This is a genomic window from Maribacter sp. LLG6340-A2 (assembly GCF_045057105.1).
Classification (GTDB): Bacteria; Bacteroidota; Bacteroidia; order Flavobacteriales; family Flavobacteriaceae; genus Maribacter.
This window is the reverse complement of record NZ_CP159332.1, coordinates 2,900,518-2,911,833: the sequence shown is the minus strand read 5'-3', so window position 1 is coordinate 2,911,833 and position 11,316 is coordinate 2,900,518. Positions and strand designations below refer to the sequence as shown.

At 36.0% G+C, this 11,316-nt stretch carries 12 protein-coding genes, 1 other RNA gene and 1 pseudogene; 13 read left to right on the top strand and 1 reads right to left on the bottom strand.

All coding sequences use genetic code 11. The features are described from left to right. The first annotated feature begins 34 nt into the window (after positions 1 to 34). From ABVM52_RS12210 to ABVM52_RS12165, 10 genes are all read left to right on the top strand, one after another. Positions 35 to 754: a DUF4198 domain-containing protein gene (locus ABVM52_RS12210; RefSeq protein WP_405380871.1), complete on the top strand. Its 720-nt coding sequence runs from the start codon at positions 35 to 37 to the stop codon at positions 752 to 754. A gap of 9 nt (positions 755 to 763) precedes the next feature. Beyond that, complete coding sequence (locus ABVM52_RS12205) at positions 764 to 1,096, top strand: hypothetical protein (RefSeq protein WP_405380869.1); 333 nt, start codon at positions 764 to 766, stop codon at positions 1,094 to 1,096. A gap of 1 nt (position 1,097) precedes the next feature. Beyond that, positions 1,098 to 1,397, top strand: coding sequence for a hypothetical protein (locus tag ABVM52_RS12200; RefSeq protein WP_405380867.1), 300 nt, complete (start codon positions 1,098 to 1,100; stop codon positions 1,395 to 1,397). Further along, positions 1,397 to 2,956 carry a PepSY-associated TM helix domain-containing protein gene (locus tag ABVM52_RS12195; protein WP_405380865.1) on the top strand — a complete coding sequence of 520 codons (1,560 nt, stop codon included), beginning with the start codon at positions 1,397 to 1,399 and terminating at the stop codon, positions 2,954 to 2,956. Before ABVM52_RS12200 ends, ABVM52_RS12195 begins: the two co-directional genes overlap by 1 nt. 81 nt (positions 2,957 to 3,037) lie before the next feature. Further along, positions 3,038 to 4,156 (top strand): Sb-PDE family phosphodiesterase, encoded by a 1,119-nt coding sequence (locus tag ABVM52_RS12190; protein ID WP_405380863.1) that lies wholly within the window; start codon positions 3,038 to 3,040, stop codon positions 4,154 to 4,156. A gap of 76 nt (positions 4,157 to 4,232) precedes the next feature. Next, complete coding sequence (locus ABVM52_RS12185) at positions 4,233 to 4,868, top strand: hypothetical protein (RefSeq protein WP_405380862.1); 636 nt, start codon at positions 4,233 to 4,235, stop codon at positions 4,866 to 4,868. 21 nt (positions 4,869 to 4,889) lie between these two features. Continuing rightward, complete coding sequence (locus ABVM52_RS12180; RefSeq protein ID WP_027064736.1) at positions 4,890 to 5,180, top strand: transcriptional regulator; 291 nt, start codon at positions 4,890 to 4,892, stop codon at positions 5,178 to 5,180. A gap of 55 nt (positions 5,181 to 5,235) precedes the next feature. Further along, positions 5,236 to 5,688, top strand: coding sequence for a hypothetical protein (locus ABVM52_RS12175; protein ID WP_405380861.1), 453 nt, complete (start codon positions 5,236 to 5,238; stop codon positions 5,686 to 5,688). A gap of 127 nt (positions 5,689 to 5,815) precedes the next feature. After that, the gene (locus tag ABVM52_RS12170) at positions 5,816 to 7,216 is read left to right on the top strand and encodes a DUF4173 domain-containing protein (protein WP_405380859.1); all 1,401 of its coding nucleotides are present in this window, start codon (positions 5,816 to 5,818) and stop codon (positions 7,214 to 7,216) included. A gap of 304 nt (positions 7,217 to 7,520) precedes the next feature. Further along, positions 7,521 to 7,913 (top strand): DUF2809 domain-containing protein, encoded by a 393-nt coding sequence (locus ABVM52_RS12165; RefSeq protein ID WP_405380858.1) that lies wholly within the window; start codon positions 7,521 to 7,523, stop codon positions 7,911 to 7,913. Positions 7,914 to 7,927: 14 nt separating this feature from the next. On the opposite strand, the gene ABVM52_RS12160 is transcribed toward ABVM52_RS12165, so the two are convergent. Next, positions 7,928 to 9,133, bottom strand: a complete 1,206-nt coding sequence (locus ABVM52_RS12160; protein WP_405380857.1) for an NAD(P)-dependent oxidoreductase — start codon at positions 9,131 to 9,133, stop codon at positions 7,928 to 7,930. Between the two features lie 284 nt (positions 9,134 to 9,417). Here ABVM52_RS12160 and ssrA point away from each other — a divergent pair. The 3 genes and pseudogenes from ssrA to ABVM52_RS12145 all read left to right on the top strand — a co-directional run bounded on the left by ssrA (position 9,418) and on the right by ABVM52_RS12145 (position 11,253). After that, positions 9,418 to 9,817: a transfer-messenger RNA gene (gene ssrA / locus ABVM52_RS12155) on the top strand. A gap of 399 nt (positions 9,818 to 10,216) precedes the next feature. After that, positions 10,217 to 10,635: pseudogene (locus tag ABVM52_RS12150) on the top strand (phage integrase SAM-like domain-containing protein); the annotation flags it as partial. 6 nt (positions 10,636 to 10,641) lie between these two features. Continuing rightward, complete coding sequence (locus tag ABVM52_RS12145) at positions 10,642 to 11,253, top strand: site-specific integrase (RefSeq protein ID WP_405385126.1); 612 nt, start codon at positions 10,642 to 10,644, stop codon at positions 11,251 to 11,253. The last annotated feature ends 63 nt before the right edge of the window (positions 11,254 to 11,316 follow it).

Sequence of the window (11,316 nt, the reverse complement as noted above, 5' to 3'; positions counted from 1 at the left end):
TTCTACTGAGGGCTTAACCTTAAAACAATACATTATGAAAAAAATACTTATTACAATAGGCTTATTACTATTTACCGTTTCGCCCATGTTTGCACATTATTTGTGGCTTGAAACCGACCGTACCGGAAACTTGAACAAAAAACAAGAGGTTCGTGTCTATTTTGGAGAATACACCCACGGCGTCATTGAAAAAGTCAAAGGAGAAAACTACCCATCGGTTTCAAAGTTTAATTTGTGGCTTATTCATCCAGATGGCAAAAAAACAGCTCTTAAGTCCACCGCAAAGGAAAATTACTACGTGGCCTATTTCACTCCAAAAACCAACGGCACCTACACAGTTGCTTTGAATAACGATAACATAGAAGTTTTAGACTATACCAAGTGGGATTTCGGAATTTTTAAAACGCACTACCAATCTACCGCCAAAGTTCAGGTAGGTAATAAAATTAGCGAAACCAAAACCTTAAATGAAGATGGAATAGTTATAAAAGAATTGGCAAACGAAGATGATGAAATTAAACTACAAGTATTATTTAAAGGAAAACCCCTCGCAAAAAACGAGTTTAAGATTTATGTCTCTGACCTATGGAGTAAAACTCTTGAAACCGATGAAAATGGTGAAGTAATTTTCTCATTACCATGGAACACAAAGTATACTATGGAAACAATTTATGAAGAGCGAGTACCAGGTACCTACAATGGTAAGGACTATGAATTTGTTTGGCACTGTGCTACGTATTGCATTAACAATTAAATAAAACAGATGATTACCCTAATTCTAATACTAAGCTTTACAGGTTTCTATTTGAGCTATGCCACAACAAAAAGACAAAAAGTACCTGTACACTTATATATTGAAAACTGGTGCCAACAGAAAAGTAAAGCAGCAAATTCTTTAGGTTATGTCTTGCTGCTGTTTGCCTGCTCCCTAACCATATATCAATTTGGTTGGGGTTCAGGTATTTTTACTTTTACCATCATCTTAATGACCATAGCAAGCCTTGTTATACTCTTACAACCCTTGCACCTTATTACCTATAAAACAATTATACCAACCATTTTGATCCTATTTCTAATGGAACTCTCAATTCTTTAATATGCCTGCTAACACAAAATATCTGAATCCTTCTTTTTGGCCCCGATTCTCCAAAATAACCGCCGCACTCGTAGGTGGCTTTATGGTATCTATACTATTTCATTTAGCTATTGCCAGTTGGTTTGATCATGTCAATGTAATTATTACCAGTACCTATAGTTCTTTAATACTTTGGGTAGTTTTAATGATAGTCGCCTTTCTTGCCAAAAGCGGATGGAAAATTTGGGGAATTTACCTATTGGCATCCATCATATTGGCAATTATATTGTTTTATGGCAAAGCAATAAATCCACTTGTGTAATGAGTAAAAGAACCTATAATATTCTCTTTCATTTGCATACCGTTAGTGGCATTGTAATTAGTGTTGCTCTATATGTTATTTTCTTTACCGGAGCATTTTCCTTCTTTAGAGATGAAATTGTTAATTGGGAACGTGGGCACACCGTTGAAGTATCAGAAGAAATTCAATTGGATTTTGATGACACTTTTAAACAAATGTCTAACGAAAAAAGTCTTTTCAGTAGAGATATTGAATTAAAACACTATTATAACGAACAGAACATCGGAGTTAGTTTAGGCGCATCTAAAGACACCTTGCTTTCGAAAGAAAAAGCTGCTCGTTCTTTTTATTATCTGAACACCAAAGACAAGTCTACCACAAATTATGTAAGCTCATATTCATTAGGTGAGTTTTTATACAGACTACATTTTTTTGCACAACTACCTCACCCTTTCGGGTATTATTTATCAGGATTTGTTGCTTTCTTTTTTCTCTTCGCTCTAATTACAGGTATCATAGTTCATTGGGATAAAATTATTTCTAATTTCTATGTATTCAGACCTATGACAAAATTGAAAACGGTATGGACAGATGCGCATACAGCTTTAGGCGTTATCGGTTTTCCCTTTCAATTCGTTTATGCCGTAACCGGTACGTTCTTTATGCTAAAAGTGCTTTTAATCGCCCCAACAGCACTGGCATTATATGATGGTGATGATAACAAACTATATGAAGATCTAGAATATACGCATCCAGAATTTGAGTTCCAAAATTCTCCTTTAGAGAAACCTGTTAGTATAAATGCTTTGGTACAACAGGTGAAGGACAACTGGGAAGGGTTTAAAGTAAATGAGGTACATATTTTCAATTATGGAGATACAGGCATGCATGTATCGGTAAGTGGAAATTTAGACTATAAAGATAAAATAAATGGATACGGCTACACTATATTCAATGCTACCGAGAATAGCATTTACAGTATTAAAGACCCAACTAAAAAAACATCGTATTTAGATGCCGTTAAGGGTATTTTCTACAGGCTTCATTTAGGTGATTATGGCGGTTACGGATTACGCATAATCTCTTTTGTACTTGGTTTAATAGGATGTTTTGTAATACTAAGCGGAGTACTTATTTGGTTAACAGCACGAAACAAAAAAAACATACCCCCCAAGAAAAAGAAATTCAATGAGGCGGTTGTACGTTATTATTTAGCCATTTGTTTAAGTCTTTACCCAATAACTGCACTTTCATTTGTTTTGGTACAGGTAATTAACCCTGCTGGGATGAGCTTATTGTATAAATTTTACTTTATTGGTTGGTTATTGATTACCATTTTCTTTATTATTAAAAAGGACAATTATTTCACCAACAAATACACCTTGCTTTCCGGTAGTTTAATAGGTTTAGCTATACCACTGGTAAATGGTTTCTGTACGGGTAATTGGATCTGGGTAAGCTACGCAAAAGGGTATGATCAAATACTTTTCATTGATGTATTTTGGATTGTACTGAGTATTATAGGGCTACTAATTGTCGGTAAATTAAATGTGGCTGAAAAGAAGACGAAAGCCAATTAATAACAATTCATTAATCTACAGTATATATTTAGTTCACAGGTAAACCGTCTAATTTCATACATTTGGAAAAACCACCAACCAATGAAAATTCGTTTAGTTATACTTTGTAGTCTCTTCACTATTCTAAACATATGGGCACAAGAACACGTTCATAAAAGTTCAATGCCCCTATCGTTTCCAGATATATCTGGTTATAAAAGTTTAAAGACCGATTTACATATACATACTGTTTTTTCCGATGGATATGTATGGCCTAATATAAGGGTCATGGAGGCACTAAGGGATGATTTAGATGCCATTTCTTTGACGGAACACTTAGAATACCAACCCCATTTGGAGGACATTCCACACCCTGATAGGAATCGTTCATACGACATTGCCCTAGCGGAAGCTAAAGAACATGACCTTATGATCGTACATGGTTCTGAGATAACCCGTAGCGCTCCAATGGGCCATAACAATGCGGTTTTTATTAAAGATGCCAATCCCATTTTACAGGACAAGGCTGAAAAGGCATTTTCAGAAGCCAAAAAGCAAAATGCTTTTGTCTTTTGGAATCACCCTGCTTGGCATAACCAATCGCCCACTGGTAATCCTATTTTAAGTGATTTTCAAAAAGACCGTATTAAAAAAAGGGAATTACACGGTATTGAGGTTATTAATTCCGTAGACTATGCACAAGAATCCTTGGCGCTGGCCCTTGAACACAATTTAACGATAATGGGTACCAGTGACGTTCACGGACTCATAGATTGGGATTACACGGAAAAAGGAAATAACAGGCCCATTACATTAGTCTTTGCAAAAGAACGAAGTATTGCAAGCATGCAAGAAGCGCTTTTTGCAGGTAGAACGGTTGCCGTGTACAATGGATTATTAATTGGGAAGGAAGAATTTTTAGTTCCGCTTTTAGAGGCAAGCATTAGTGTTGAAAAAGCTAACTATATAAATAATACCATGGTACTTGAACTAGAACTTAGAAATAGTACCAGTAGTAACTTGCTTTTTGAAAACGAATCTGAATACACCTTTTATGATAGTGCTCCCATTTTTGAAATTAAGGCGGGTGAAACAAAAAAGGTTTCTTTAAAAACTCTAGAAAATAAAAGCGAAGTAATTTTAAAACTAAAAGCACTAGGTTGTTTTACAGCCCCAAATATCTCCCCTACCATCTCTTGGAGCATTTCTCCAAAGAATTAATTTTCAAATTTTTTTAACACCGTTTTGTAAAACTATACGATATTTAATTTAACTTTGTATTTCAAAGTACTTTAAAATGGAAAAAAATAAGTATCTAAACGATATTACCGAAATCAAGAATATAATGAATCGTTCTTCACGATTTATTTCATTAAGTGGACTCTCAGGAGTACTCGCAGGTATATATGCATTAATTGGGGCGGGATTTGCTTATGTTAAGCTGAAAGATACCTCAGCTGCTAATTATGAAAACTTTTCCGGTAGGTCTTCATCACTTTATGGTTCAGATACTGTTAACGACCTGACGCTAATTGCTATTGCAGTTTTGGTGGCAGCAGTTATTACCGGTTTTATTATGACCTTGAAAAAGTCTAAAAAAAGTGGAGAGAAAATTTGGGACAGCACCAGTAAGCGACTAGTATTCAATTTTGCTATTCCGTTAGTAGTAGGCGGACTTTTCTGCTTGGTACTTATGCAACAAGGTATTGCTGGTCTAGTTGCTCCGGCAACACTTATATTTTATGGTTTGGCTTGTGTTAACGCAAGCAAGTACACTATGGGAGATGTTAGATATATGGGTTTGGTTTTTATAGGAATAGGACTAGTTAGTACGCAATTTATAGGATATGGATTGTATTTTTGGGCTTTAGGGTTTGGCGTTTGCCACATTCTTTATGGAGCATTAATGTATTATAAGTACGACAGAAATTAAGATTAGCCTAGCTATTGAAATATGAGTTTAATAGACAACATAAACAAAGCTTTTGATCACCGAATAAGACTGGGAATTATGTCTATTCTAATGGTGAACGACTATGCTGATTTTAAAATGCTAAAAGAGCTTTTAGGTGCTACAGACGGCAATTTAGCCAGTCATACCAAAGCGCTTGAAAAAGAAGAATACATAAAAGTGGAAAAGCAGTTTATAGGTAGAAAACCTAATACTCGCTACTCTGCAACCCCACTTGGTAAAGCGCAGTTTAAGAAGCATATTAATGCTTTAGAAAAACTAATAGGTAAGTAGTATATTTTTTTTACCGTTAACTTTGAAATTCAAAGTACTTTTAAAAACACAAACAATGAGAGCAGCTATATTAGAAAAATTATATAATTGGAGTGTGGTACCCTATCAATACTTCAAAAAGAATGAAGCTTGGCAATTTAATGCTGAAGAATTAAAAGAATATCCAAGTGACTCATTAGGCTATCATATGAGCAAATTTCTTATTGCCAACAGCTTTCAGTTACAAGAAAAACTAGAGAGTCATGATGTATTTCATGTACTCACCGGAACTGGAATTACGGTTCCTGAAGAAATAAGCATGCAGTTTTATTTAATGGGAAATGGGAAAAGAAGTCTTTATTTATTTACGGTCATATCTATTGGCTCTTTGCTGTATCCAGAGTATTGGAGATACTTTTCATCTAAATATAACTGTGGAAAATCTGCGCTACCCTTTCATCAATTAGATTTTCAAAAGCTGCTAAACCAACCCATCCAACGGATAAAGTCCACTTTTTTAATTCCTTAAAATCATGATACTAAAACTATCTTAAAACTCAAAAACCCGTAAGACAGTAAACCTAATTTTTGGTTACTATCTCTTATTAATAATTGCAAAAATAAAATCATTAATAACCTTCTAAATACATTATATTATGAACGTTCATATAAAATCACTTTTATCTGCATTAGCCTTTAGTTTACTATTCTACAGTAAAAGCTTTGGACTAAATTTATTTTTAATTTCCATATTGGTAGTCGCACTTGTTTCCACACTTAAAGGCACACGTAACGTTTCATGGGTTTATGCCCTCACTTATATTCTTACATCGGTTTTTGTATTGATCAATCCTACAGGGTTTACCATATTTGTTCATTTTATGGCATTAATGGTCTATGTAGGTAAATCTATTTCTAACCAGACATCCTTATACCTCTCATGGCTATTAGGCTTCATGAACCTACTAATAGCAAGTATTGCGAATTTCATTCAAAGACAAAATTCAGTCAACGAAAAAGATATAAAAAAGGAGACGTCACCAAAATTACTTAATCGTTTAAAAGGTAGTTTTTTCGCAGGGGCATTACTCATTTTGTTCGCTACGCTGTACAAAAATGCTAATCCTGTTTTTGAGAACCTTGTAAATCAAATCAATTTTGAATTTATAAGCATCCCGTGGGTATTCTTTACATTTCTTGGGTACATTATATTTCTTAACATTTTGCGCCCATTAGATGCACAAGAAATAATTGCGGTGGATGCATCTCAAAAAAACGAATTGAAGACTCCGTCCGAAATAGAAATCATTGGGCAAAAAAAGCAATTGGAAAGTGAGCATACCTTAGGCTCGTTTATATTTTTCGCCCTTAATTTATTACTGATATTCTTTTTAGTAACAGACGGAATTTACCTATTCCAAAAAAACGAAATCTCTAATTCAGAATATTCGGCATCTGTACACCAAGGGGTGTATGCATTAATGTTCTCTATAGTACTAGCCATTATACTAATTCTTTATTTCTTTAGAGGAAACCTCAACTTCTACAAAGAGAATACACAAATAAAAACACTTACATACGCATGGATCTCGCTAAACATTATATTAATTGTTTTTACAACATACAAGAACTATACCTATGTTGAAGCCTTAGGTCTTACCTACAAGCGTATTGGTGTATTTGTATATCTACTGCTTACCCTTACCGGCTTAATTACAGCTTATATTAAAGTGGCGGAAGTAAAAAGCTTTATTTATTTAGTGCGTTCAAACATTGCTACGGTATTTACCTGTTTGGTAATCAGTGCAGCCATACCATGGGATAGAACTATTACCTATTTTAACTTAAGCACACTTGAAAATCCTGATATTCATTACCTCATCGGTTTGGGAGATACTAATAGCATTCAGCTATACAAATATGCTAAAGAGAAGAGTGTAGACTATGATTTAAAAATTAGTATTAAAGATAAATACGAAGATTATTTTACCCAACAATCAGAAAAAACGTGGCAAGAATATACATTAGTTCAGCTTGTTCAAAATGACTTAAAATGATAGCCTTATTTAAACATAAATGGAACCGTAGAATTGTGAGAGTAGTTTCATTGTATTTTCTACTCTCAACTTTACTACTGTGTATTGCCTTAATACCAAAAACAGAGTTCACTGTCATTGTTGGCATTATGCTATATCTGAGCTATACCATAATTACCTGTATAGCTTTGATTATAATTTTGGTAAATGTACTTAAGTTTTCTAAGGCTATACAAGAGCATACCATGACGCTTATCTTACTTACTATGAATCACCCAGTAAGTATACTTTACGTCTATTTAACAAACGCATAAACTTTCAACAGATGAAGTTCAAATTCAACCGTATCTATTTCATATATTTTCTTGCACTATTAGGAATCGAAATCTTAATTGCCATATTTTTGAAATCCGGATTTATTCGACATACTTTCGGAGATTACCTAGTAGTCATTCTAATGTTTTACTTCTTCAAAGCTTTTTGGAATGTTAATGACATTACAATCGGCATTGTCACCTTACTAATTGCTTTTACCACAGAATTTTTACAGCTTACTAAAATGCTTAGCTATTTAGGACTAGAACATTCTAAATGGGCAAATTTAATTTTCGGTAACTATTTCAGCATTCAAGATTTATTAGCATACACCCTAGGTATACTTACCGTAACAAGTTTAGACATCAAAAAACGATTCTTACTAAAACAACCTATAAAATAAAGTGAGACCTCTATTTATTCTTTACCGTCCACATAATCCTGCAGATAGGAAAATCGTTCTGTAAGTTTTCCATTTTGCGTCATTCGGGCTCTTTCAAGAACGCCATCTTTATCATTGTTAAAGAAAGCCGGAATCACGTTTTTGACAAAGGCTTCTCCAAAACCTTCACTTGCATCACGTGGAAGCTCGCACGGTAAATTATCCACGGCCATGACCGCAATGATGTTTGGTTTTTTATAATCGGCCTCGGTTTCGGAGATTGGGTCGTAACCATAAATGGGGTCGGCAATTGTAGACGGTTTAATGGTCGTAGCCACGGGGCCATCAATATCACAACTTATATCTGCCACGACCTTTATTTTAAAATCTTCATGTTTGGCGTCATCCCTAGTAAATAAGTAAGGAGCCCCTTGACCGTAAAAATGACCGGCAATATAAAAATCGCTCACCTTGGCAAATCTAAAAAAGTTGGATCTGTAGTCTTCTGGATTTGCGAAAAAATCAGCTTTATTACCACGTACACCGTCCTTGCGCTTATTATATTCCCCGGCATCAATTTGGCAATAGACCGGTTCATTAAACTCATGTTCCAAATAGTCCGTAACGTTTACCCTACGCATGCCCATACCGTCTAACATTTCCCGGGCACCATTACCTACCCTACCCCTACCGGTAAGCACCACTTTTATGTTGGGAAGTTTTAATTTTTTAAGTTCATCTATCAATGCCTGTTGGTCGGGTAAATCATTGGCTTTTGGCAATTGAAACGCATTGTACTTGAGTCCGTATGCACGAAATCCATTATATGCGCCTACAATACCTGCATATCTTCCAAAGGCAACCACCCGCTGCTCCTGTGTATTGGTAATGACCTCATGATCGTACATTTCAATATTCTTGTCCAATAGGGCACGTAGCAAATCTCTATTATAAGGTTGCTTTTTAATGGTATGGGAAAAGAAAAAATACTTTTTATTAGGAATTAGCGCTGCTATTGGGACTTCTTTTACTCCCAACAGTACATCACAGTCCTGCATTTGGTCGGTTACGGGTATTCCTAACTGCTCATAGGCATTATTTGTATAAGCACGTATGGGAGAAGGTTCTACCAAAATTTGGGCCTTAGGGAATTTTTTCAGGACTTTTTGACATGCTGTTGGCGACAGTACTACACGTTTATCCGGTGGATTTTTACGTTCTCTAATGATTCCGAACTTCATATGGGGTTTGGTATAAATATTGCACTAAATTATACAATTAGATACATATGTACTTATGTAGCTATAAAAATTATAGGGGTTCGTAAACTTTTGTTAGCTTTGCTGCCCGCATAAAATCCTTCAACAGCTTTTTGTATGTTCAGGGATTAAATGCCAAGAATGATCAATTTAGTATGGATGGCGTTAGGGATAGAGGCAAGTACCGTGTACTGCGGAAAGCCCGACCCTTTTGAGAAAAAGGGAAACGCCCAAATAGTATAGATTACTAAGTTCATTAACATATTGGGGCCGACCGGTTTTGACAGCGAGACTAGTTGGAATGTAAGCATACCGAGCGCTGGGAAACAGCTCGTTAATCTCATTTTTCACACTTTTAATTGGCGAAAATAATTACGCTCTTGCCGCTTAATCTGAATCATAGTAAGATTAGCCTCGTCCCTACAAGGTAGGGAAGCGAGATGTTCCTGAACAGCCCTTGTTGACGGCGGTTCTTATAGGAGCACCAGAAAAGTCAACACAAGGATACCTGCTCGCTTTGGCGGTATCACCAAAATCTTAAGAAGATAAGCGTGTATTAGGCGGTTTCTGGTCAGGTACATGTCGAAAATCAATCAGATCCTAAGTATGTAGAAAGCATTGCGATTACTTGTTTGGACGAGGGTTCGACTCCCTCCGGCTCCACTAAAATAGTACCAAAACGATTCAAAAACCCCTTAATCTTATGATTATCAGGGGTTTTTATTTTTTCCATACTCAAAAGAATTGTTTTGAAACCGTTTAAAAAGTCACCTATTCGGTGCGCATTTCTATCATATAAAAAGTGGTGTCGGTTTCCTTGTAATTTCTTAATTTTTAAGATATTACATTTTTATGTTTTACCTTTTTTCCATCGTAATCGATACCTATTCGACACCCAAAATGGCGGCGCATACTTATTCTATATTATTTTATCTAAAAGACAAGCGACTTAACAAGAACGGCAAGCAAGTATTTATGTACGAATTACCGTGGACGGTCGCCGTGCGGCACTTAGCCTGAAACCCAAGGTTGCCCCCTGAACATTGGTACTCCCGGAAGAACAAGGTGAAAGGAAAAGATGATGAGGCTAAGGAATTGAACTATTATATGACGACCATTCGTCACAAGTTGAACAAAATCCATCATCATCTAGTCGAGGAAGAAAAGCCCTTTTCCGCACAAGATATTAAATCGAGGTTCCTGGGTGGACACGAACCTTACAAGATATTACTGGATGTTTTTGAGGAGCACAACAAGCAGATGAAATCGTTAATCGGAAGAGAATTCGCCTTGGGTACATGGAAACGGTACAATACTACTTATAATCATGTGGCCGCCTTTGTCAAAATACAGTATGAAAAAAACGATTTTCCGATACGGGACATCGACCATAAATTCATTACCCGTTTAGATACTTCCTGAAGTTCACGAAACAATGCAATCACAATAGTACCCTTAAATACATCACTAATTTCAAAAAAATAATTCGCATGGCAGTGGCCAATGATTGCATACAAAAAGACCCTTTTTACAACTATAAGGTGAAATTCAAAGAAGTCGAACGGGAATACCATACCAAAAAGGAATTGGAGTCCATCGTCAATCTGGAAATCCGGATACCCCGGCTCGATATCATACGGGATATGTTTGTCTTTTGTTGTTTTACCGGTCTGGCCTATATCGATGTAAAAAAGTTGACACCCAATAATATCGTACCGCATATTGATGGTAGTCAATGGATTCAAAGTGCGCGGCAAAAGACGCGCTCGAAATTGGGGATTCCCCTCCTCCCATCTGCCATGGAAATTTTGGGAAAGTATGAAGACCACCCCAAAGTACAAAATGGGGAGTGTGTCATTCCAGTATTGAGCAACCAGAAATCCAATGCCTACCTAAAAGAAATCGTCGACCGCTGCGGTATCACCAAAAACCTGACTACCCATTTGGCCCCACATACGTTTGCGACTACGGTGACACTTTCCAAATGGATACCTATCGAAACGGTAGGTAAACTTCTAGGTCATAAAAATTTACGAACTACGCAGCACTATGCAAAAATCGTGGATCGTATTATTCTCTGGCTATACACTTCCGCAGAATAGTTGATGGGAATTTTATTAATAAACACTACCAACATGGTGCCCTATGAAACACCCTAATCCTGT

Coding starts and splice junctions, on each gene's coding strand:
- ABVM52_RS12210 (WP_405380871.1), top strand. CDS start 35: ATGAAAAAAATACTTATTACAATAGGCTTATTACTATTTACCGTTTCG.
- ABVM52_RS12205 (WP_405380869.1), top strand. CDS start 764: ATGATTACCCTAATTCTAATACTAAGCTTTACAGGTTTCTATTTGAGC.
- ABVM52_RS12200 (WP_405380867.1), top strand. CDS start 1,098: ATGCCTGCTAACACAAAATATCTGAATCCTTCTTTTTGGCCCCGATTC.
- ABVM52_RS12195 (WP_405380865.1), top strand. CDS start 1,397: ATGAGTAAAAGAACCTATAATATTCTCTTTCATTTGCATACCGTTAGT.
- ABVM52_RS12190 (WP_405380863.1), top strand. CDS start 3,038: ATGAAAATTCGTTTAGTTATACTTTGTAGTCTCTTCACTATTCTAAAC.
- ABVM52_RS12185 (WP_405380862.1), top strand. CDS start 4,233: ATGGAAAAAAATAAGTATCTAAACGATATTACCGAAATCAAGAATATA.
- ABVM52_RS12180 (WP_027064736.1), top strand. CDS start 4,890: ATGAGTTTAATAGACAACATAAACAAAGCTTTTGATCACCGAATAAGA.
- ABVM52_RS12175 (WP_405380861.1), top strand. CDS start 5,236: ATGAGAGCAGCTATATTAGAAAAATTATATAATTGGAGTGTGGTACCC.
- ABVM52_RS12170 (WP_405380859.1), top strand. CDS start 5,816: ATGAACGTTCATATAAAATCACTTTTATCTGCATTAGCCTTTAGTTTA.
- ABVM52_RS12165 (WP_405380858.1), top strand. CDS start 7,521: ATGAAGTTCAAATTCAACCGTATCTATTTCATATATTTTCTTGCACTA.
- ABVM52_RS12160 (WP_405380857.1), bottom strand. CDS start 9,133: ATGAAGTTCGGAATCATTAGAGAACGTAAAAATCCACCGGATAAACGT.
- ABVM52_RS12145 (WP_405385126.1), top strand. CDS start 10,642: ATGGCAGTGGCCAATGATTGCATACAAAAAGACCCTTTTTACAACTAT.